The organism is Flectobacillus sp., assembly GCF_049240685.1.
Lineage (GTDB): Bacteria > Bacteroidota > Bacteroidia > Cytophagales > Spirosomataceae > Flectobacillus.
This window is the reverse complement of the sequence record NZ_JBMLSD010000099.1, coordinates 1-24,997: the sequence shown is the minus strand read 5'-3', so window position 1 is coordinate 24,997 and position 24,997 is coordinate 1. Positions and strand designations below refer to the sequence as shown.

Genomic DNA, 24,997 nt, shown 5'->3' with positions numbered 1-24,997 from the left:
CCAACATTCATTATCCTATTTAATGCTGATGGCAAAACCGCCACCTTTCGCAATTTTGATGGTACGTTTGGTTTGAGAATCTACCGAAACCTTTTGGATTTGGTATGCTTCTGGATTTTTCTCCCAATCTGCATTGCTTGCATCTTGGTAAATGGTGGCTGTGTAAGTTTTACCAGTAGGCAGAAAATCAAAATTCACCAAAAGCTCTCTTGAATTTTCATCACTCACGGCACCCACAAACCACTGATTTTGTCCTTTTTGCTTACGTGCAATCATGATAAATTCTCCTGGCTCGGCAGAAAGGATTTTAGTATCGTCCCAATCTACAGGAACATCTTTAATAAATTGCAAAGCATCGGGGTAAACCTTGAGATTTTCTGGTAAATCGCCCACCATCTGCAAAGGACTGTACATGGTCACATACAACGCCAATTGTTTTGCTAAGGTCGTGCGTACACGAGTAGTGCGAGATGGGATAAACTGGTTGAGGTGCATTTTGAAAAAACCTGGCGTATAATCCATCGGACCACCTATCAAGCGAGTGAATGGCAAGATAGTTTCATGCTCTGGTACCAATCCCAACGTTGGAGCGTTGTTGAACTCATTTCCACGAGCCGCTTCGTTGGCTAACCAGTTTGGATACGTACGATGCAAGCCCGTTGGACGAGATGACTCATGTGCTTCAATCATAATTTGATACTCAGCAGCTTTTGCCGCTACACGATTGAAGTGATTTACCATCCATTGACTATCATGATGCTCGCCACGAGGGATTATACGACCCACATAGCCCGTTTTGGCTGTTTCAAAGCCTTTATTTTTCATAAATTGAAATGCCTTATCCATACGACGCTCATAGTTGGTCACCGAACCCGAAGTTTCGTGGTGCATAATCAATTTGACATTTTTCTTTTTGGCATAAGCTAGTAAAGCATCTACATCATAGTCTGAATATGGAGTAACAAAATCAAATACTTCTTCTTTCCAGTTACCAAACCAATCTTCCCAACCTTCGTTCCAGCCTTCGACCAAGACACCATCGAAGCCATTTTCTGAGGCGAAATCTATATATTTCTTAACATTTTCGGTATTAGCGCCGTGTTTTCCTCCTACTTTTTCCCAAGTAGCTTTACCCACGTGCATTTCCCACCACATCCCGATAAATTTCTGTGGTTTTATCCAATCGGTCTTTTCAATTTTGGAAGGCTCGTTGAGATTAAGAATGAGTTTAGATGCCAAAATATCTTCGGCTTTATTACTCAATACGATGGTTCTCCAAGGAGTATTAAAAGGCGTTTGTAAATAGGCTTTATTACCAACTGCATCAGGCGTAAGATGTGAAGTTAGACCAAAAGTCTTGGTATTTGCCATCAGGTGCATAACAGGATAATTGACCAAAGCCGCCTCATGGATATTCAAATATATTCCTTGGGGCGTTTTCATCATCAAAGGCGTTTGAACGGCATTGTCTGCAATCAAGGATTGAAGGGCTATATCCTTTTCCTTTTTAGCAGCAGCTAAAGCATGAATCTCTGAAAATAAGGTTGTATTGTACAAATATTCATTAGTATCATAATCCCCAGGAATCCAGAAAGTTTTGTTATTAGTCGCTAAATTGAATTGAGTCAACTCATCGGCAACTATAAAATGCTTAAATCCTTCTTGTTCGGGAAATTCATAACGAAATCCGATACCATCATTAAAAACCCTAAAGACAACATCAATCAATACATTCGCAGGAATAGCTTTCAGACGAAGCTTAAGTTGCTTGTAATGGTTTTCGATACTTTTTACCTCTCCCCAAACAGGATTCCATGTTTCAGAAAACTCACTAGAATCAGCAGAAATCAAGGTGAAATTCGTGAGAGAAATAGCAGGTTTTTGGAGCTTAAAACCTAAAGAAGAAGGCTTTACAACCGAAGTATGAGCCAAATTCAGGGCATACAGAAGTTTACCTTCTTTGCTGACATTTACCGTCAAATTAACACGTGCATTCGGAGAGGCAAGATGATATGCCTTTTGAGAAAAAACTTCTGCTGACAACAGCAAAAGCCCCAATAATAAGCCAGTGAATTTCATAGATTGATATAATATTGTTTAAATAAAAATGGTTTTTTTTTGAGGGATGAGGCATAAAGGGCGAATTGTGAGTTGTGAGTGCTGAGTGATGAATGTAAGATTTTAATCGCCCACTAAAACCCAACTACTCCTTGCCTAAACCCTGACCACTGAACCCTATCCCCTAAAAACACTTTGTGCCTTTGCAACTTTGTCCCTATTCACTAGGGATAAGGCATTAGTAACAAAGACACAAAGGGAGAATTTTGAATGATGAGTTGTGAGTGATGAGAGATGAATGTAAAATTTTAATCGCCCACTAAAACCCAACTCCTTCTTGCCTATACCCTGACCCCTATCCCCTAAAAACACTCTGTGCCTATCCCCTATACCCTATTCCCTTAAATACACTTTGTACCTTTGTCCCCTTTACTAAAACCCAACTCCTCCTTGCCTACACCCTCAACCCTATCCCCTCAAAACACTTTGTGCCTCTGTGCCTGTTCACTAAAACTAATGCCTATCCCCTCACCCCTATCCCCTATTCACCACACATACCCCTCCACACCTTCGTTATTTTTTCCAACGAATAGATGTTTTGGTAGAGCTAGGACTGATTTTATATCTCCTCTGAAAAATAAACCTGTTTGAGAAACAGGTAAAGTTTCAAAAGTAAAGTTTCCTTTATTTTTCAACAAAATACCATAATTAGCGTCAACCTTGCCAATTCTCAAACGTAATTTACTATTATTACCAGCTAACAAAATATCGGTTTTGCCATCCTTGTCAAAATCTTGCAAAGCTATCGCATATACAGGAGCATATTGCGCTTGCATCGGTAACTGATGTGCCACAAATTTCCCTTTTTGGTTTTCCAGAACCAGCGTTTTCAAATTGGTAATCTCTAGTCTATGTGCCTTTTCTAAAGCTGCTTGATCAAAAACATCCTCTATTGTTGCCTTGGCAAAAGTGGCATAATCTGGGAATTTCTTTTTTAAAATTGGCATCTGTTCTGCCATTTCATCTCTGGTACAAGCTGGATAAGATTTTCCTTGAATGTAGTAATTAAGGAAAAAGTCAACCGTTCCGTTCATATCAAAATCGTCAAAAACTAAACTAGCAGGCTCAGCTTTTGAAGCACGAATTTGGGTGTTTAAACCCAAATTCCCCAATACAATATCAAGGTCTTTATCTCCATCCAAATCGGCTTGAGCAAGGCTTGTGTACCAACCCGAAGGAATATCTGTTGTCTGAGTTTCAAACTTTTTATTACCCTTATTTTTTAGGGTCATCGGACTCATCCACTCGCCTACTATAAATATATCAGGGCTTCCATTTTGGTCAAAATCATCAATCACAGCGTCTGTCACCAAGCCAAACGCATCTAATTCTTGTTTGGTAAAATGCCCTTTACCATCATTCCATAAGATAGCACTCTTTTCTGCTACTGGAAAACGATTAGGTTGAATATGTCCACCTACAAAAACATCCAAATCGCCGTCTTTATCAAAATCTGAGGCTTTTACTGTTTTGGTATTCAAACCATCTTCAATAGTTTGAGCAAGTTTTAAATTTCCCTTTCCATCATTTAACCATAATTGGTCTTGTTGTTCTGTTAATTGCGCATTAGAATAATTTCCAACCGTCACATATACATCTGGCCATTGGTCGCCATTAAAGTCGCCAACTACAGCGTCCTGTTGAAAAACTGGCGGTGCTGAAAGTTTTTGTTGCGTAAAACCTTCTCCTTTTGCCAGATAGATTACTGGCGATGATGAAGCATTTCCACATACCCAAACATCCATTTGTCCATCTTTATTAAAATCACCCGCCACCATTTTCGGACCTGTGTAAGAATAGTGCATCGGCAACATTACCTGACGGTCAAAGTTATTTGTTAGCGCTATTTCCGAAATCGTAACAGGAATTGATGTTTTGATAAAAATTGGATTTACTTTTTGCTCCGCTTGTAGGGCATTACAAGTTGGTGTTTTCTGATAAATGATATCGTATTTATTATCAGCTTTAGGTTGACACAATTCTGTAATAGAACCTTGCGCATCAGGCCAAAATACCTTTACAGAAATAACTTTTCCATTCCCAATTCCAAAAGTTAAAGGCTCAATACTACTCGACTGAAAACCACGACTGTTGGCTATTTCTTGGGTCAAAGTCATTGTGGAATCATTTCCTTGTACACGAACCTGCACTTTAGCACCAATGGCAAAAGGATTTTGAGAAGAACCCGTCAGTTTTACTTTTATCGCATGATAATCTGGCTGGATTTTTTGACTTTGATTTTCATACACATGAGCCTTATCGTTTAGGTTGTTCGTAATAATCTCAATATCTCCATCATTATCCAAGTCGGCATATACTGCACCGCTTGCCACGGTAGCGCCGTCAAAACCCCAATTTACCTGCTCATTGACAAATCCTAATTGATGGTTGTTTCTAAAAATATAATTCTTGGTTTGACTCGTTGGCATTTGCTTCAAATGCTCTAATAAGGGCTTTTTAGAACCGTAAGCCTCCTCGTCGTTGTAATATTTGATAAAGTCGGCATTGGTGTAGTCTTTTCCTAAACCATTACTCACAAAAATATCCTTATAACCATCCAAGTCAAAATCTGCCATAAGCGTACCCCAACTCCAATCGGTATTAGATACACCAGCCAATTGCCCTATCTCTGCAAACTGTCCATTTCCTTGATTTACCTGCAACATATTGCGCATATTGGCATGCCAAAAACCATTTTGTAGCTGTGCTTGATAGGTATTCCAGTTGTCTGGCCAAAGCAACAATTTTTGTCGAGCATTATCCTCCGGCAGCATATCCAGCGTAAAAATATCGGGCAGGTTATCGTTATTGATATCCGCAATATCAACTCCCATCGACGAGTAAGAGGTATGTCCAATACGCTCACGGAGTTCATCTTTGAAAGTTCCATTTTTCTGGTTGATGTACAAATAGTCATCTTCCACGTAGTCGTTGGTTACATAAATGTCGGGATAACCATCCTGATTTACATCCGAAACCATTACTCCCAAGCCAAAACCCAATGGATTTCCTTTGATACCCGCTTGTTCGGATACATCGGTAAAATGTCCATTATCATTTCTAAATAGCTTATCTCCTGCATTATAGTCACGTGCGGCGCGCATTACGGATGCCTCTTTGCGTTGATATCCAGCTAGATTATGATTAATCAAAAAGCAATCTAAATCCCCATCGAGGTCATAGTCTACAAAACAAGCTTGTGTAGAATACCCTGAATCATCCAGTCCATATTCTTGGGCTTTTTCGGAAAATGTTAGATTGTGGTTATTGATAAAAAGCTGATTTTTACGAATCTCTTCCGACCTTAAACCAGAATAACAAACATAAATATCCAGCCAACCATCGGCATTAATATCGACCACCGAAACGCCTGTTTTCCAAGCACCTTGTCGACCAGCTACACCTGCTTTGGCGGTGACATCTTCAAATTGCATTTCTCCCTTGTTCAGGTACAAAGCATTAAGCACTTGGTTTCCTGTAAAATACAAATCTGTCAACCCATCGTTATTGAAATCGGCAGCAGCCACACCTCCACCATTATAGAAATATTCATAATTAAGAATATTTTCTTGCTCAGATTCTGTCACGATATTAGCAAACTGAATACCCGTTTCTTCAGGTGTTTTGAGTGTAAAAAGTGTATCTTGATTTTTACAAGAAATACTTACCACACCCAAAAATCCTAGGTAGCATATATTTTTAAAAATATGTTTTATCACTATCAAATGCTTTGTCATGCGTTTATTTCCTTTGCTTATTCACGCCAAGCTTCAGGTTCTTTTTTAGTTCGATATTTGCCTTCTATGCAAGGCGTCTGCGGACCACTTATAGCGCCTGGTGGCGGAGGAATGGTTCTTCCTTGATATACTTTGGGGATAGCGGTATATCCATCAGAACCAATCGAGCGGTCGATATATACTATTTTTTGTTTGGCACCGAATACTTCAAAAACTCCTAAAATCTTTTCTTCAGGAAAATCTACTGAGGTGATATTAGGGCTAAACTGAGTTTCGGCAGGTACGTCAAATAACGTTCCTGAACTTTGAGATACATTTTTGATTGTTCTCAAATACTGATAAAGTTTAGTTGGAATAGCTCTTTGTTCAATCTTCAAATAATACAAAGATTTATCTGTGTAAGGAACACTCGCTACCTTTATGCCTCTAATGGTTTGTCCATTCAACAAATTATCAGAAAGAATATTAATTAAAGTTGAATAGGCTATATCAAAACAAGTCTCAGAGCATTTGTAATTGATTAATTCTGGAAATGTTTGTCCCAAAGGAAAATTATTTTCTATGCTACATTTATTTTGAATATAATCATAACCACGTTCGCAGCTTGCGCAATACAGGGTACGCTCATAATGTGTCCATTTCCATTCGTAATATTGCTGTGGGCTTTCAGGGTCTTTAAAATCAGCAAATACCTGAAAAGCATACCTACGAGCATCGTTGGTCGGATAATCCGTATCAATCTTAAATTGTGTATAAACACTATCTATCGTTGGCGATGCAATAATTTGCTCTGGTGTTGATTTATATTTTTTACCGTTTTGCAAGGTAATATTTAAGGTGTAACTTCTACCAACAACACCTTGAAAGTTAGATGAAGACTCATACACACCTCCTGAAAGTTCTGAGAGCTTTTCCTGTTTTCCTAAATCATCTTCAAAAAATACCGTGGCACCAGTGATGGGTGTACTTTCGGTATTGATATTGATGTTGGGAGAAGAAAAAGAAAGATACACTCGATGAGGTCCTTTCAAGTCAGAAAGTGAGGCTTCTACCGACAAATATCGTTCTCCAGTTACTTGGGTATAATCTCTAAGCTCGTCGATACAAGAACTCAAGCCCAGCACTAAACTCAGAATTAAAAATCTTAAATAGGTTTTCATACGCTATGAATGCTAAAGGTCGGTAAAACTTATTTGAACTTGAAATTATAACCTAAGGAAACAATCGGTGAGGCAAAAACACTCAATCGGTAAGCTCTAATTACATCGTTTTGTGTTTTGAAAAATACAGAATAAGCATTTGAGCGCCCCAAAAGATTATATACCGTAAATGCCCAACTTCCTTCCCAGCGTTTGGTTTTCATACTAGGATTTGTAATAATCCAAGAAAAATCCAGTCGGTAATAATCAGGAATACGGTCATTGTTGCGACTAGTATATACCAAAATCTTTTGGTCATCAAGCGTGTAAGTTCCTACAGGCGCAGTCAGCGGGCGTCCTGTGCTATAGACAAAATTGAATGAAAAACTGTTATGCTTATCGGGCTGCGCATTAAACATTATGTTGAGGGTATGAGGCTTATCATAATTGGTCGGATACCAGTTGCCATTATTAATACGCTGTTCTGGATATTGACCATCAACTTTCGAAAACGAACGAGCGAAGGTATATCCTATAGAGCCTGTAACCTCTCCCTTTTTCTTAGTAAGCATCAACTCCGCGCCGTAAGCCAAGCCTTTTCCATTCAATAATTGTGTTTCTATGGTTGGATTTAGCTGTAAGTTTGCCCCCGAAATATAATCAATCATATCTTGGGTTCTACGATAGTATGTTTCAACAGACAATTCCCAGATACTTTCTTTCAAATTTTTAAAATACCCCAATGACAACAAATCACTACTTTGAGGTTTGATATTATTGTCAGACAATTTCCATCCAGCCGTAGGCAAAGGCGTTGTATTATTGGAAACCAATTGCAAAAACTGATGCATTCGGTTATAACCCAGTTTCAAAGAAGAGTTTGCGTCGATGGTATAGAGTGCTGTCAAACGAGGTTCCAAACCACCATAATTCGCAATCAAGCCTGATGTCCAAGTACTTTGCAAAAGCGTTTCGCCTGAAAGAGGTTCGCCAGCCTCATATACTCGTTTGGGGCCTGGACCCACACTCATAAACTGCACATACCTCAATCCCAATTGCACTTTTAATTTTTCATCGAGCTTGTATTCATCATCTACATAAGCAGCCAGTTCATAACCTTGTTCCTTATCTAAAATGACTTTGGTAATATTTGATTCAATATCTTTATTCAATACACCTGGCTCTAACTCATATCGAATACCCGAAATACCCGCATTGATTTTATGCTTCTCGTTAGGATAATAGGAATACTGAGCTTTGAAATTATAATATCGAATGGCATTACGTAGGTCTATCTTATTGGCTGTGTCTGGGGCAACCGTCTGGCTTTTGTACAAACTAGAAATCGCAGAAATTTCCAAACTACTTTTAGTTGAGAAAAAGTGATTCCATCGTAGCGCTAAATTTTGATGTCCGTAAGTGAAATCCGTTTGATTGGCTACTACATTTTCAAGACTAAATAAGGAATCTACTCGATAAAAGTCATGATTTATGTAGGCTGTTAGTGAAATAGTATTTTTTTTATCAGGTTTAAAAAACACTTTTGAGGCTAAATCATAAAAATTGGCTCTAGTATTTTTTACTTCAGGAGTACCAAACCATTTAAACCAAAAATCATTAAAAGATACTCTAGCAGAGGTCATCAATGACAGTTTATCTTTGATAAGTGGGGTTTCAAATGTCAAACGATTTGAGATAGCCCCGATTCCTCCTTGAACACTACCCTTTTCGAGACTAGGCTCAGTCATTTTGATATCCAACACAGAGGCTGTTCTTCCGCCAAAACGCGCTGGAACTCCACCTTTGTACAGTTCAACCTCACGAATCGCATCGGACGGAAAAATGGAAAATAAACCAAACAAATGCGTTGGATTAAAAATGGGCGTATCGTCAACATAAATCAAATTTTGATCGACAGCACCACCACGCACGTTAATTCCATTACTTCCTTCTCCCACGGAGCTTACGCCTGGCAGTGTTTGCAAGCTTCTCAAAATATCCACCTCTCCCATCATTGCAGGAATCTTTTTAATGCCTTTGAGGCTCAATAAAGAAACCCCTAACGAAGGCGTTTGAATATCCTTACGCGTTGCAACACTCGAAACAATCACTTCTTCAAGCATATTAGATACAGATTGAAGTTCTATCTTCATTTTGATATCCTTGTCCAGCTTGATATACTTTCGAAATACCTTATATCCAACAGCAGAGATTTTCAAGATATACTCTCCTTGTGTTAATCTCAGATAAAAATTACCTGTAGAGTCTGTAATTACACCAGATTTTACATAGTCAATCGAAACGCTAGCATTTGGAATTGGCTTTTGGCTTTCTACATCTATCACAGTTCCCTCCACAGCAAAGGTTCGTGCCGATAAAAGATTGTTAATTAATACCGCTTTTTTATTAACACCTCCATGAGATTTACTTATGGAAGAAAATGTTATTACCAGCAGGCTGGAAAACAAGCATAGTTGTATTAAAAGGCGATTCATAGGTTTATTTTTTTTCATTTAGATATAGGTTCAAACGTGAACTTTGACATTATTATGTAGTTGAAAAGATTAAATTAATCGTATATCTAAGGTAAAAATCAACCATAACCTTTTGATTATAAGCACCTTCAAACAACCAATATACTATTAACTAATAACATTTTCCTAGTTAGTAATTATAAACTAATACAATGATTTTTCATCTTTGATATTTAAGAGAGCGATTTTTGGTTTTTTGCACACGATAATCCCTTCTACTTCAAAAGCTGGATCTGTTTCGCCAACATTAGGGTATTTTTTCGCTTTCCCAACCACCTCTATAACGATTTTGTCTTTATTGAGAGATTTGAATGTAAGTAGTCCTTGGCTCATCAAATAACCTTCTCCTCTTCTATGAGCCTTATCTTTGATTTTACCAAACATCACTGTTGAGGTATAGGAGTTAAACATTCGGACAGGAATTTTGAGTGGTTTTTCCACAAAAAGATCATTACCTCCGAAATGTACCATTACATTGCTATCAAACTGATCGAAATAGTTAATGGTAAATGAATTTTCTACAATTTCAAGGTGGCCATGGAAGATACTTTCTTCTTTATAAAAATTGGTACCTTTTACTTTTAAAATAATTTTTGCTTGGTCGTCTTTTAACTGATTATATACCTCATCAGCTTTATATTTATCTGAAATTGTACAACCCGAAACCAACAAGAAAATTCCAATTAAAAAAACAAATTGACGTACCATTATTTTGAGAGCTTATTAATGTTTATGTAGTAATTAAGTAATAATGTAAAATAAAATTACATTATTACGCATTAGGCATTAAGCCAAAAAGCTTGTTTAAATTCATTGGATTATTGTTGCCGAAAGCCGATTGCTGAAAAAGGCATGTAACAACATCCTTAAAAGGAAAATGCTCGATAAATCGAGCATTTTCAGTATGAACAACTAACAGATAACTAGTATCCGAAGTTTTGTTTCAAGTTTGAGTTGATTTCCAATTCTCTTTGAGGGATTGGGAAAACAACACGGTATGCAGGAGAAGCTGTTGTTCTGTTATCAACAGGATTTGCGAAAGTACCAAAACGAATTTGGTCATTTCTTCTCCAGCCTTCCCAGTACAATTCACGACCACGCTCAGCTAAGATATCGTTTGCAGTCAATGCAGACAAAGCAGCTACTCCACGAGTTTTTCTCAAGTCATTGATGATTGTCAAAGCACCTGCAGTGTTACCACCTCTAAACAAAGCCTCAGCTTTCATTAATAACAAGTCAGCATAACGGAAGAAAACGTAGTCATTTCCTGGCGCATCGATATTAGTCAAATCAGGAATATATTTGATAACACGAACGCCATCTGCTTCATTCGCTACTCTAAAATCGTACTTTAGAGTGAAACTTAGTGGCTTACCAGAACGGTCATTCAAGGCTACTCCATTTTGGTCGAATTGCTGACCAGCTAAGAAACCAGCACGTAAACCTGATTTATCTGTTAATCCTGTAACAGAAGCTCCAAAACGACTATCAGCTTTATCAAAACTATTGTAGAAATCTGATAAAGTAGTAAAGCCATTCCAACCACTAGGAACCTGATTGTAGTGCGTTGTCATATAAAAACGGTTTCTTACAGAAGAACCATTATCAAGACTTGCACCCTTTTCATTCTGAATTACAAAGATTAATTCTTTTGAACGAGTTGAGTTTTCGAAGTGGAAGTTGTCGAAATAACTTGGTGTTAAGCTAAACTTACCTGAACCTGTAATAGCATCTGCTAAAGCCGCTACTTGATCCATATCAGCCTTCGCAAATGTAAAAGGACCCGCAGGGCTAGTAGGATCTTGGTCATAAACACCTTTGTTCAAATAAACTTTTGCTAACAAGAAACGAGCAGCCTCTTTTGTAGCAGTACCTGCGTTAGAGCCAGAAGCGTTATCCAACGATGGGATAATTGCATTCAAATCAGAAATGATTTGGGCAGCAGCTTCTTTACGGCTCAATGCTTTTGGTAAAGCTCCCGGATTAGCAGGGTCTCTGAATGCTACTTGACCAAACAAGTCCATCGTATAAAACATATAGAAAGCACGCAAGTAAGTAGCTTCTGCCTTTTGTTTTGCTGATGCCGCAGCATTGTTAATTACCTCATTAGCAAGAGCATGACCACGATTTAGGTTATTCCATGCGGCTAACACATCATCACTTTGGTCTGTCCAGGTGTGCGTATGTAGGTTTCTCCAACGACCATTATCATCCCAGTCAGCCCCACGAGTTGGTCCTTGCATTTCATCAGACGGGTGCTCTGTTAAAGCATAAACTGCAGCTTGGTCAGTAAAGTTAGGACCTAAACTTTGATATGCCGACTTCAATGTTAATTCAGGAGAAATCGATGAAGCGTCTGTCAAACGATCTAGTACAGCATCATCCAAATTTGTACATCCGATCGCGCCCCCCATTGCCAAAGTTAACAAGGAAGGATACAATATATTTTTAAAATTTTTCATTTCTTTATTTCGGATAATGTGGATTAAGGTAGAGTTTTAGAGTATCCCAAAAACTCTACTAAATACAAGTTGTTAGAAATTAGCGTTGATACCTAGAGAGAAAGTTCTAGCTCTTGGATAAGAAATATAATCGATACCCAATGATGGAACTCCATTTCTAACCGCCGCAGCGTTTGTTACCTCTGGGTCTAGGCCTGAGTAGTTAGAAATCAACAATAAGTTCTGACCTGTAAGTGAAACATTAAGAGACTTAGCAAAGCTGTTTGCTGGTAACTTGAATGTATAACCCAATGAGAAGTTAGATACACGAATAAAATCGGACTTCTCTAGGTAGAACGATGAAGGAACTGGTGCATCACTAAACGATTGACCTGTTGTGCTTGAGATAGTTTGGTAAGTTACATTATTACCTTGTTTTACCGAAGCTCTGTTCAATACCGCATTAGCTGTGTTGTTGTAAACGTAACCTCCTTGTTGTCCGTTAATAAACAAACTTGCATTCCAATTACCGAAGTTAAAGCTGTTATTTAAGCCCCAAGTCATTGTAGGGAACGGACTACCTTTATAGCTCTTAGTAGCAGACAATTTAGTATTACCATTTTCATCATAACCTAAGAAATCAGCTAAGAAGAAACCATACAAAGGATAACCCTGAGTGATTGGTTGGATAAATGCACCCGACAAACCTTGACCGTACAAGTTACCAGTTTGGATAGTCGATACATCCAAACGAGCAATCTCGTTTTTCAAGAAAGTTGCATTGGCAGAAATTTCCCAATCCAATTTTTTACCAGCTAAAACTTGGTAGTTTAATGAAACCTCTACCCCTTTGTTTCTAATATCAGCAGGGATATTGCTCCATCTTGTTGTTGCTACATCAGGCTGTGGTGCAGCAAACGGGAACAACAAGTTGTTGGTAGATTTGTTGAAATATTCAACTGTACCAGACAAACGGCCTTTCATCAAGCCAAAATCTAAACCAAAGTTTACTGCAGTAGTAGTTTCCCATTTGATATCTGGGTTTGGTACGTTTTCTTTTTGTAAACCACCTGATGAAGAGTTAGGCGCATAAGTAGCCAAAGACGTGTTTGTAGGGAACTCTTGGTTACCAGTAATACCCCAACCAGCTCTCAATTTTAAGTCACTAAATATTTCTTTCGGAACAAATTCTTCGTTAGATAGTCTCCATGCACCAGCAAATGATGGGAAATAACCATACTTATTGTTAGCACCGAATTTTGATGAACCATCAACACGTAGGGTTGCTGTCAACAAATATTTATCAGCGTAGTTATAATTTACACGGCTGAAATATGACTGTAACTCACTCATACCTTTGCTTGAGCCACCAGTATATGCTTTATTCGTTCCAGAGTTGTTAACAAAGTTGATATTGTTAATTAAATCGAAGCCAACAGGAGATACAAAGAAGTTTGCTTGAACGAAGTCACTTTGGTTCTCAAATTTTTGGTAAGAGAAACCAGCCAAGGCATCAATTTTATTTCTGCCAAAATCTAACTTATAATTTAACGTGTGCTCTAAAGTAGTGGTGGTTAGGTAACGGTTAGCAATACGAGCATAACCCTGATTACCAGGAATGTTTGTAGCAAAACCAGGAGTGTTTGGATCTACACTTGTTCTTGTTACACCATCAGAGTTATCATAACCAAAGTTAGCCTTGTAAGACAAGTTTGGTAAGATATTCCATGTACCACTGATATTCATTAAAGTTCTGTTTGTTACAACACCACCTCTATATTGGTTCAATAATGAAACAGGGTTACGGAAAGATGGCGTACCATTAGTGTAGTAAGAACCATCAGCAGCATATATTGGGTAAGTTGGGTTAGTTTTGATAGCTGTTGAAATAACGTTACCTTCAAAACCAATGTCACCACCTGTTGCAGACAATTGGTCAGTTACTTTAGAGGTAGTCATTGCTACTGCCAAAATAACTTTGTTATCAAACAATTTATGAGTAGCATTTACACGAGCTGTAACTTTCTTCATTCCCGAGTTTTTAATAGTACCTTGTTGGTCGTTATAACCCAAAGAGAAGAAGTAGTTAGTGTTATCGTTACCACCACCATAACTCAAGTTATAATTTTGAGCTACAGCAGTACGATATACTTGATCCTGCCAGTTGGTATTAGAACCAGCATTAATCAACTTGTTACTTGCATCCAATCCAGCAGCAGTTGCTTGCTTTAAGAAATCTGCTGTTGACATTACATCATAGTTTTTGTAATTGTTTGAAATCGCAGTGCTAGCAGAGAAGTTCAAATTACTCTGACCCGACTTACCTTTCTTTGTAGTAATCAATACAACACCATTGGCACCACGTGAACCGTAGATAGCTGCTGCAGAAGCATCCTTCAATACAGAGATATTTTCGATATCACTTGGGTTCAAGAAGTTTAATGGGTTTCTTGCCGCTGTTGTACCAACACCAGCACTACCGTCTGTACCGTCTGAAGTGTTTCCACCATCCAAAGGAATACCATCAACAACATACAATGGACCATTACCCGAACGAATCGAAGTTGTACCACGAATACGGATGTTGATACCTGCACCTGGCTCACCAGAGTTAGGAGTCATTTGTACACCCGCTGCACGGCCTTGCAATAATTGTTCTGGAGAGGCAATTACACCTTGGTTAAAATCCTTAGCAGTCAACGCTACAACACCACCTGTTGCATCCTTCTTTGTTGTAGTACCATAACCTACTACTACAACTTCTTCCAATGCTTTCGTTTCTGATGCCAACGATACATTCACTTGCGAACGACCACCTACCGAAACTTCTTGTTTTGCATATCCCACAAACGTGAATACCAATACCGCATTGTCTGATACATTGTTCAATTTGAATGAACCAGTCGCATCTGTTTGTGTACCTTTGTTTGTACCTTTTACACTTACAGAAACACCTGGTAGACCAGAGCCATCGCCACTGTCAGTAACTTTTCCGGTAACAGTTTTGTCTTGAGCATAAGCCCCAATAGACAAAAGCATTGCTACAGCTATCGCCGCGAACTTAAGAAGTCCCGTTGATACTGAACCTTGTCGCGTAGGGCGACCAAACCATCGGTAAAAATGATTTTTCATAGGTAATATTAAGATTGGGAAAAATGGTTAATGAAATTTGAGAATGCTCTTCACAGCATTTTATGAGTAAAAACCCTCACACTAGAGAATCATTTTTGGGAATCAGTAGTTAGTCTAGTTATGGAATTTTCTTACTAAAAAGTATGAATATGCTGTGATTTCACGTAGCAAAGTAGGCAATAAAGTTTCTATAATTCAATTTTTTTTAGAAAAAATTTTATTTCAAAAAAATACTTATTTTAAACAAAATTGCACTTAATCGATACTTTGCAAACTTAGCACAGTGTAGGACAGATTTGCAAAAATTTGTAAAACCTTGCGTATGCACGTTTTTTGTTAATAAATGTTAAAATAGACCTTGGGAGCGCAATAAAAAAACATTGTACTTTTCTAATAAATAAAATAATAAAATTTGTGTACTTTAGAACTGTCTAACATTCATTTATTAATACACTTAAACAGGAAAATTTCTACATTTGAGACTATCCTCTCAAAAAAGTACAATTATTAAAATATCTATTTCGCCATGTGTTTTAGTATTTTACTTAATCAATCTATCATACCGAATTGCCGATTTGTTTCTGTACCCAATCGCTATTATCAAATTGAATTACGTTGTATTAGTTTGAATAAAATTGCAAAATATTTGCAAACATTTGCAAAACATTTCGCTTAATTTAGCGTTATATATGTTCTGAATAATCTGAATCTTAGCCTTCGACTAGTGGGTTTATTCCTTACATCAATCTACTTTCTTTGGAGACGAATAAGTATATTGTTGCAAGAATTTGCTTTTATCTAAATTGTGTAACTTTTGTTATATCACACTTCATTTTTTTGTACGAACAAACCTATTATCAGACCTACACTGCTGATTTTTTCGTATCCTAAGAGATTCTTCCATTCATTTTTAGCACCACTTTACTTAGGGGGTTATGCCTTTAATTTCGTATCTTTGAGCATTCAATTCTGTATTGATAGACCAAAAAACTCTTTCATAATTTGTACTAATGTTTTATTAATTGCAATAGCCAGCCAGCTATTTGGTAATTAATCCCTTATCAAAAATGAGTCAAAAAGTAAGTAATCAGCTCTTAGCACAACTTGCTGGTACGCTTGAGGGTGATTTTCATTACGATACCGTAATGCGTACCTTATATGCTACCGACGCTTCGGCTTATCGTGAAATGCCTACCGCTGTGGCTATCCCAAAATCGGTAGAAGACATCAAAAAACTTATTGCTTTTGCAGCCCAAAATGGTTCTTCGATTATTCCTCGTACCGCTGGGACTTCCTTAGCTGGACAAGTTGTAGGAAATGGAATTGTGGTTGATGTTTCAAAAAATTTTACAAAAATCCTTGAAGTAAATAAAGAGGAGCATTGGGTGCGTGTACAACCAGGTGTAGTTCGTGATGTACTTAACATGGAACTCAAAAAACATGGTTTGTTTTTCGGTCCTGAAACTTCTACCGCTAACCGAGCTATGATCGGAGGAATGGTTGGCAACAACTCTTGTGGCTCCAACTCGGTGGTTTATGGCTCTACTCGCGATCACCTTTTGGAGGTACATGCGATTCTGGCCGATGGAACCGAAACGGTGTTTAAATCAACCGAAAAGGCTGATTTTGAAGCACTTGTTAATACCGCAAAACAAAAAAATGGCTCTGCCTCTTTGTTGGATAAAATCTATCTTACAACTAGTGATATTTTAGCCAATCCTACCAATCAAGAAGAAATCCGTGCAGAATTTCCTAAGCCTACCATCGAGCGTAGAAACACAGGATATGCCTTGGATATGCTTCTCAACTGTGAGCCATTTACCCCTAATGGCAAACCGTTTAATATGTGCGAATTGATTGCAGGTTCGGAAGGCACACTCTGCTTTATCACTGAAATCAAAATTCATGTAAATGATTTACCGCCCAAAGAAATTGGTTTATTATGTGTTCATTTCAACTCTGTAGATGAATCTCTCAGAGCCAATCTTATCGCAATGAAATACAAGCCATCTGCCTCTGAGCTGATGGACCACTATATATTAGAATGTACAAAGGCAAATCCTGAACATCGACAAAATAGATTCTTTGTGGAGGGCGACCCTGGTGCACTTTTAGTGATTGAACTTCGTGATAATGATATTGCTGAAATCGAAAAGAAAGCATCAGCTATTGAGGCCGAAATGCGCGAAGCAGGCTTAGGGTATCACTTCCCAAGGGTATATGGTGCTGATACTAAACGTGTTTGGGATTTGAGAAAAGCTGGTTTGGGACTACTTTCTAACCTTCCAGGTGACGAAAAGGCCGTAGCAGTAATTGAAGATACTGCCGTTGACGTAAACGACCTCCCTGAGTTCATTAAGGAGTTTAATGAAATACTAGCAGCTAACAATATGTACTGCGTGCATTATGCGCATGCAGGCTCTGGTGAACTTCATCTTCGTCCTATCATTAATCTAAAAACGGAAGAAGGTAATAAGCAATTTAGACTTATTGCCGAAGAAATTGCAACATTAGTAAAAAAATTCAAAGGTTCTTTGTCTGGAGAACATGGTGACGGTCGTTTGAGAGGTGAGTTTATCAAGCAAATGGTGGGAGACCATAATTACCAGTTGATGAAGGAAATCAAAAAGGTCTGGGATCCTCAAAATATCTTTAATCCTAACAAAATTGTAGATACGCCTCCGATGGATACGTTCCTACGATATACGCCAGGCCAAACAACTCCTGAATTTAAAACAACATTCCGCTTTTACGATCAAGATATTTTGCAACACGCCGAGCAATGTAATGGTTCGGGTGACTGTCGCAAGACTCATTTGTCGGGTGGTACGATGTGTCCATCTTTCATGGCGACTCGCAATGAAAAGGAAACAACCCGTGCTCGCGCCAATATTTTAAGAGAATTTTTGACAAACTCTGATAAGCCAAATCGCTTTAATCATGAAGAAATCAAGGAAGTGATGGATTTGTGTTTGGCTTGCAAAGGTTGTAAATCTGATTGTCCGTCGAACGTGGATATGGCAAAATTGAAGATGGAATTTTTGCACCAATACTATAAAGATAATGGCGTTCCGTTCCGTAGTAAAATGATTGCCAACTTTTCTAAACTTTCGAAAGTAGCATCCTACGTGCCTTGGGCGTACAATTTGGTTTTCGATACGCCAGCTCTTCGTAAAATTGCTAACAACATTGTTGGTTTTCACCCTGAGCGTACAATGCCTTTGTTGGCAAAAGAGACTTTTTTAAACTGGAATAAAAAACGTACAAAAATCTCAGGATTAAACAAAAAGGTCTATTTATTTGCGGATGAATTTACCAATTATAACGATGTTGAAATAGGCAAAAAAGCTGTTCAGCTTCTCGAAAAATTGGGTTATGAGGTGGTTATTCCAAAACATGTTGAATCGGGTCGTCCACAACTTTCTAAAGGTTTGTTGGATGATGCCAAAGCCTTGGCTACCCAAAACGTAACCTTACTAAAAGATGTTATTTCAGAAAATACGCCATTGGTAGGTATTGAACCATCTGCAATTCTAACTTTCCGCGACGAATACCCTGATTTAGTGGATGATAGCTTGTTAGAAGATGCTCGAAAGTTAGCGAAAAACACCTTCATGGTTGAAGAATTTTTAGCAAAAGAAATTGATGCTAAACGTATTGATAAGTCCTTATTTACAAGCGAAAAACGTTTGATTAAATTACATGGACACTGCCAGCAAAAATCCTTGTCTAGTTTGATTCCAGCCAAAAAGGCACTTTCATTACCCAAAAACTATGAGGTTCAGTTGATACCAAGTGGTTGTTGTGGCATGGCAGGCTCTTTTGGTTATGAAAAAGAACATTATGAGCTTTCTAATCAAGTTGGAGAATTAGTTCTTTTCCCAACAATTCGCCAACAGCCCGAAGATGTAATCATTGCAGCCTCTGGAACTAGCTGTCGTCATCAAATACATGATGGTACGGGTCGTACGGCATTGCATGCGGTAGAAATCTTATATGCGGCGTTAATCTAGTTGAAGTGTATATTAGGCAGTAGGCGGTAAGCATTAGGCAATATATACTTTTTAGCCCAAGGCCTTAAGCGAAATAATTAAAGGCATTTTTTATGAAATTATAAAAACCCTTTGCCTAATGCCTAATACTCAATTCACACAACTTAAATCTATTTACCTAATGCCAATAACCTAAGGCTAAGTAGGAAAACGTTATTAGTTAACAGTATGTTGATTATTTGAAGGCATTCATAATCAGAAGTTTATATCCCAATAACAGATATACTGTTAACTAATAACGTCTTGTTACTTACTTAAAAGCTCAATAATTTAAAATATTCGCCAAAGTATCTTCAAAACACTTTCGTCAGCATTTTTACCTAATAGTTAACACACTCTATGAATACGCTATCATTCAAATCGACTAGTAAGACCTATTTGATTCTATTATGTAAGGTTGGAATAGGCCTTGTTTTCGCCTTGTATCTTGCTTGGCTATTTACAAACAGTTTCAATATGATATCAAGAGATGAATATCGTATTGCTGGACATTTTCTTAGAACCTATTTCAATTCTCAAGGTTTTACAGAAACCTTCCAAACTTTTGTTGCTCCCGAAAACGAAAGTAGACCAGTTGTGGTTAGAATACTTTACGTGCTCACATACTTACTCACAGGTAATGTTAATTTTCAACTTATTTGTATTCTGGGTAGTTTAATACTATTGGCTTATATTTTATTTCTAAAAAAAATTTTAGCTGATATTGGTCTATCGATTTTTTATTTTCTGCCTATTCCTTTTCTATTCTTAAATTTAAGTCCGTTTTTGACGTATTTATTTTCTTATGAAGCATTCTTTTACATTAGCTCATTTGTCATACCGATTTTTATCTTTTATTTAGAAATCGTAAAATGCCAAAGACGCCTAGCTCTTTTAATCTTGGTGATTTCATGGGGAATAGGAAGCACAGCTATATTAGCTACAACCTTGTTGATAGGATATCACTTGATTTGGAGGCACTATAAAGAAAGCGTTATTTATGGAGTTGCGCTATTGTTGATGGTTTTTTCTATTCCAGAAATAGATCCTCAATCTTCTCAAAATCCTTTAACCCAACTTGTATTTCACTTCGGGGAAATTACCGTTCTTGTGTTTGCCTTTTGTGGGAATGTACTTAGCGTGTTTAGTGAGTCTTCATACCCCGTCATCATTTTAGGAGCGACTTTGTTGTTGTTTTGTTTGGTATTGTTTTTCACAAAAATAAACTGGAAAAACTCTCTACACAATTTCATTACAATTAGCCTCATTTTTATGTTGGCGATGATTACACTCAATATCATAGCAAGATGGAGAGGAGACTTTCATGGATATCTTTCAGAAATTTTACAAGGTACCAAATTGATTTTCACAATTGGTACATTTAGTATTATTTACGTATTTATTCTTGCAGGATTACATCAATATAAAGGTTTCAGAAAGATATTTGGAGTAATCATTCTTTTATTTTCAGTTGCCTTTTATGCTACAGGTAATTTTAACAACTATAAAAATGCGATTGCCTATCAAAAAAGGTTGCATTGTGATATATTTAACTGGGAGGCATCCAAATTTATAGCAGTTGACGGACTACGTGAGTATGACTTTTTGAGGGCAAAAAAAATATTTACACCATCTGGTTCTTTCACTCCTGCCTTTGTGAGTAAACTCAAAAAACTAAGCCTAGATACTACGGTTAGGTACTCTGTCTCTCAATTCAATATACAACAGAGAACAGGACAGACTAAGAATATGTATGGTATTTATCCGAAATTTGTTACTATCGAAAACGCTCTTTTGCCTCTTCCTTCAAAGATTTTACATTCAAACGGTCATTTTTTGATACTTGTAGGAAAAGACTCGATGTTGATGATTACTTGCACCATACAAAAGCTATCATTAAGAAGATTTTTATTGGGTCAAAATCCGTATAATCCAGGTTTCACTGCGGGGTTCTCCTACCTAGATATTCCCGCTGGAGATTACAGAATCGCACTTTGTACTGTGGTAGATCAAGAAATCACAGAGTTTGGTTATATTGATAAAAAGCTTCATTTGTGGTAAAATAAGAAAGTGAGCAGAATAAAATTTAATTTTTGAGCTTACGGCTTTCAGCTTTGGGCATTCGGCAAAAAAATAGCTATCGTTTCTAGAAAAACATTTAACACTCTTTGCCTAGTGCCTGTTGCCTAAAACAAAAAGTTAAATCCAATTGTGCTCACTTTCTTAACAGTAATTTGTTGGGCAATAGGCTTTAAGCAAAAAGTATAAAAACATTTCGCATAAAATTATAAAATCCTATTGCCTAACCTTTACTTATCAAATACCTGCATCTAAAGGTCTGATATTTACCTGATGTGGTTTTGGATAAGTCAGAAGTTTTGAAAAATCTACCTTCCAAAAATCTAAATCTAATAATTTGTTATTACTATCCTTAGTAAGCGTTATTACGACAGGAGTACCGTCGCTATCAATATATTCTACTTGAACCAGATCGCCATCATATAAATTGGGGTCATCTCCCATACTGATACTTCCCATTTTTCCACCCTCATATTCTACTACATCCTCCCGAATAGGATAGTCTGCGGATGTGAAGCCTGCAAGTTTTAGAAGATGCTCCACCAAAGCAACCTCCTGCATTTTAATTTTTCTGGTTAGTTCACTCATTATTTTGATTTTCTATAACGTTTATCAATTGACGATTCGAAATTATTAACAGAATAGACCTAATTGTAGGGATTCAAAGCCTATTCTGGATAATCTCAGAATTTGCAAAGATAAAATATTGTCTTTGTTACAAAACATCTATATTGCGACAAAGACCAATTTCTCATTTTACCAAATCTACTTTTAAACTTTTAAGAAACAATGTTAAAAAAAATTCTTGCTCTGAGTCCACTGCTTCTTTTACAATGGAATAGTCAGGCACAACAAAAATCAAACTACAGTCAATACGACCTTTTTAATCCACTTTTCAATTATACACTGTCAACTCCCACGCGTAGTGGTACAGGCTCGCCAGGTGCTACATACTGGCAAAATCAGGCCGATTACAAAATTAATGTATCACTCGATGACCAAAAAAACACACTGGATGGCGATGTTGAAATAACCTATAAAAATGCCTCTCCAGACAAATTGAATTTTCTTTGGCTACAACTGGACCAAAATCAATTTAACAATCAGTCGCGTGGTTCTGCCACTACCCCTATCTCAGGCGGACGATTTGGCAACGTAAATTTCAATGGAGGATATACCATCAAGTCTGTAACAATCGATGGTAAGCCTGCAGAGTTTGTAGTAGAAGATACCCGCATGCAAATTCGTTTGTCGAACCCACTAGTTGAAAAAGTTGGTTCGGCAAAAATCAAAATTGCCTATTCATTTCAAATTCCTAAATATGGTTCTGACCGAGTTGGAATGCACGAAGCACAACAAGGAACCATTTATGAAATTGCTCAGTGGTACCCTCGTATGTGCGTATATGATGATATCGAAGGGTGGAATGTTCTACCTTACCTTGGAGCAGGAGAGTTTTATCTTGAATACGGCAACTTTGAGTATGCTATTACCGCACCAGCTTCTCATATTGTAGTAGGCTCTGGAGAGCTGACTAACCCTACTGAATGTTGGACTTCAGAGCAACTCAAGCGATTGTCTAATGCTAGTAATAGCGACAAAACGGTGATGATTAGAAGTGCAGCCGAGGTGGTTGAGGCCAACTCACGCCCAAAATCTGATGGAAAAATCACTTGGAAATTTAAGTGTAGTATGGCTCGCGATGTGGCATTTGCTTCCTCGAAAGCGTTTGTAATTGACGCCGCTAAAATTAACCTTCCAAGTGGCAAAAAATCTCTAGCGATGTCGGCTTATCCCGCAGAATCTGGTGGTGAAAAAGCTTGGGGACGCTCTACCGAATATGTTAAATCTTGCTTGGAGTTTTACTCAAAATGGTTGTACGAATACACCTATCCTGTGGCTACCAACGTAGCTGGTTCGATTAGTGGTATGGAATATCCTGGAATTGTTTTTTGTGGTAGTACCAGCACAACTCAAGGCCTTTGGGGAGTAACAGATCATGAATTTGGGCATAACTGGTTTCCGATGATTGTTGGCTCCAACGAGCGTAAGTTTGCTTGGATGGATGAGGGATTCAATACTTTTATTAATTTTTATTCTACCGACGACTTTAACAACGGCGAATACAAAGGGTATAAAATGGATATGCACCAAATGGCCAAACAGTTATTTCGTGAAGGCGCTGAGCCTATTATGAATATCCCTGATGTTTTACAGTCGAGTAATTTGGGCTATGAAGCCTACTACAAACCTGCTATTGGCTTGAAGATTTTGAGAGAACAAGTTTTAGGAAAAGACCGATTTGATTATGCTTTCAAAGAATATATCAAACGTTGGGCATTTAAACATCCGACACCTTATGACTTTTTCAAAACAATGGAAGATGCCTCTGGTGAGGATTTAAGCTGGTTTTGGAGAGGTTGGTTTTACGAAACATGGAAACTCGACCAAGCCGTAAAAGATGTTCAGTACATTGAACAAGACCCTAAAAATGGTGCTGTTATTACCATTGAAAACCTTGAAAAACTGGCTATGCCAGTCGAAGTTGAATTAGAAATGGTTGGTGGAACCAAAGAACGTGTGAAACTCCCTGTAGAAATTTGGCAAAGAGGTAACTCTTGGACTTTCAAAACGTCTACTAACCTTCCCCTAAAGTCGGTTACAATCGACCCTGACCATGTATTGCCTGACTTTAATTCAAAAAATAATACGTGGAAACCACTAGGAATAAAAGCTCAAAAGCCAAATTAGGAAATACGTAAGTACTAATGCTGAATTTGATGCAAGTAGTTTGCATTGGGCTACAAGTCGTAGGCATTAGGCAGAAAACCTTCTACTTTGATGTAAGAAATATATTGCCTAATGCTTCCTATTCCCTTGCCACCTCAATCAAACTTTGTAAATCTTCTTATTTTAAGTACGTAAGCTCAACGTTAATCGCAGTAAATCGGTAAACTTGGATTGTCGTAGTATTCAAACATTTTTGTGATTTGACTTTCTACAATTCGGTCAACAGATAGCGGCGGAATATGATTTCTATCAAAAAAACCAACCTCTGATGTTTCTTGGGTATGTGCACTAAGCTCTCCGCCGACTATTTCACACAAGATAAATAATTTGTATACATACCATGCTTGAGGAGGGTGTGGATGATTCCTTTTGTCAAAAACTCCTAACAATTTGAGTGCTTTAACTTTGAGCCCTGTTTCTTCCCACGCTTCTTTTTCGGCCACTTCAAAAGGGGTATAACCTACGTCTGCCCATCCTCCTGGTAAGGACCATTTCCCATCTACAGTCTCTTTTGCCATTAATATTTTTCCTTCTTCATTAAAAACAACCGCGCGAATGTCTACTTTGGGAGTTTGATAACCATCACGTTCATTAGCAAACAAGTGGATAATTTTTTCAACGGGTTCGTCCGTTATTTTTTCGATAATTCTAACACTCAAATCTGAAATTTCTTGATAACGCTCAAGGTCATAAGGTTTATCTGAGGCATAGAATAGGCCCGCTTGGGCGATTGATTGAAGTTTTTGAGCTATGCTTAGCCACTCTAAATTGTTCATGATACAAGGAGGTAAATGATATAATAATGAAATTAGAGAAAAATGCATTTCTTTCTCTACAAATACATCAAAAATGAGGAAAGGGTATCATTAAAACATAATTCTTCCTCAATACCAAGTCAAAATATCAAGTTTTTATCTATAGTAAGTAGGAAAACGTTATTAGTTAACAGTATATCTGTTATTGTAATATAATCATAATCAAAAGTTTACCCTCAAT

The 24,997-nt window shown here is 37.6% G+C and carries 12 protein-coding genes; 3 read left to right on the top strand and 9 right to left on the bottom strand.

What is annotated here, in order from left to right:
- Positions 1 to 15 precede the first annotated feature (15 nt).
- From ACOVQ4_RS04545 to ACOVQ4_RS04515, 7 genes are all read right to left on the bottom strand, one after another.
- The gene (locus tag ACOVQ4_RS04545; protein WP_421819467.1) at positions 16 to 2,079 is read right to left on the bottom strand and encodes a glycoside hydrolase family 97 protein; all 2,064 of its coding nucleotides are present in this window, start codon (positions 2,077 to 2,079) and stop codon (positions 16 to 18) included.
- Between the two features lie 524 nt (positions 2,080 to 2,603).
- Positions 2,604 to 5,855 (bottom strand): VCBS repeat-containing protein, encoded by a 3,252-nt coding sequence (locus ACOVQ4_RS04540; RefSeq protein WP_421819466.1) that lies wholly within the window; start codon positions 5,853 to 5,855, stop codon positions 2,604 to 2,606.
- Positions 5,856 to 5,872: 17 nt separating this feature from the next.
- Positions 5,873 to 7,015 carry a DUF4249 domain-containing protein gene (locus tag ACOVQ4_RS04535; RefSeq protein WP_421819465.1) on the bottom strand — a complete coding sequence of 381 codons (1,143 nt, stop codon included), beginning with the start codon at positions 7,013 to 7,015 and terminating at the stop codon, positions 5,873 to 5,875.
- A gap of 29 nt (positions 7,016 to 7,044) precedes the next feature.
- The gene (locus tag ACOVQ4_RS04530) at positions 7,045 to 9,489 is read right to left on the bottom strand and encodes a TonB-dependent receptor (protein WP_421819464.1); all 2,445 of its coding nucleotides are present in this window, start codon (positions 9,487 to 9,489) and stop codon (positions 7,045 to 7,047) included.
- 183 nt (positions 9,490 to 9,672) lie between these two features.
- On the bottom strand, positions 9,673 to 10,236 hold the full coding sequence (locus tag ACOVQ4_RS04525) for a hypothetical protein (RefSeq protein WP_421819463.1): 564 nt from the start codon (positions 10,234 to 10,236) through the stop codon (positions 9,673 to 9,675).
- A gap of 215 nt (positions 10,237 to 10,451) precedes the next feature.
- Positions 10,452 to 11,990 (bottom strand): RagB/SusD family nutrient uptake outer membrane protein, encoded by a 1,539-nt coding sequence (locus ACOVQ4_RS04520; protein ID WP_421819462.1) that lies wholly within the window; start codon positions 11,988 to 11,990, stop codon positions 10,452 to 10,454.
- A gap of 72 nt (positions 11,991 to 12,062) precedes the next feature.
- The gene (locus tag ACOVQ4_RS04515) at positions 12,063 to 15,101 is read right to left on the bottom strand and encodes a SusC/RagA family TonB-linked outer membrane protein (protein ID WP_421819461.1); all 3,039 of its coding nucleotides are present in this window, start codon (positions 15,099 to 15,101) and stop codon (positions 12,063 to 12,065) included.
- Between the two features lie 1,067 nt (positions 15,102 to 16,168).
- Here ACOVQ4_RS04515 and ACOVQ4_RS04510 point away from each other — a divergent pair.
- Positions 16,169 to 19,114, top strand: coding sequence for an FAD-binding and (Fe-S)-binding domain-containing protein (locus ACOVQ4_RS04510; RefSeq protein ID WP_421819460.1), 2,946 nt, complete (start codon positions 16,169 to 16,171; stop codon positions 19,112 to 19,114).
- 495 nt (positions 19,115 to 19,609) lie between these two features.
- Positions 19,610 to 21,193, top strand: coding sequence for a hypothetical protein (locus tag ACOVQ4_RS04505; RefSeq protein ID WP_421819459.1), 1,584 nt, complete (start codon positions 19,610 to 19,612; stop codon positions 21,191 to 21,193).
- A 255-nt stretch (positions 21,194 to 21,448) separates the two neighbouring features.
- Here the strand turns inward: ACOVQ4_RS04505 and ACOVQ4_RS04500 are convergent, their stop codons facing one another.
- A complete protein-coding gene (locus tag ACOVQ4_RS04500) occupies positions 21,449 to 21,799 on the bottom strand; it encodes a DUF6984 family protein (RefSeq protein WP_421819458.1) in 351 nt (116 codons plus the stop codon).
- Positions 21,800 to 22,000: 201 nt separating this feature from the next.
- Between ACOVQ4_RS04500 and ACOVQ4_RS04495 the strand changes: the two genes are divergently transcribed.
- Positions 22,001 to 23,962, top strand: coding sequence for a M1 family metallopeptidase (locus ACOVQ4_RS04495; RefSeq protein WP_421819457.1), 1,962 nt, complete (start codon positions 22,001 to 22,003; stop codon positions 23,960 to 23,962).
- A 182-nt stretch (positions 23,963 to 24,144) separates the two neighbouring features.
- On the opposite strand, the gene ACOVQ4_RS04490 is transcribed toward ACOVQ4_RS04495, so the two are convergent.
- A complete protein-coding gene (locus tag ACOVQ4_RS04490) occupies positions 24,145 to 24,777 on the bottom strand; it encodes an NUDIX hydrolase N-terminal domain-containing protein (RefSeq protein ID WP_421819456.1) in 633 nt (210 codons plus the stop codon).
- Between the last annotated feature and the right edge of the window lie 220 nt (positions 24,778 to 24,997).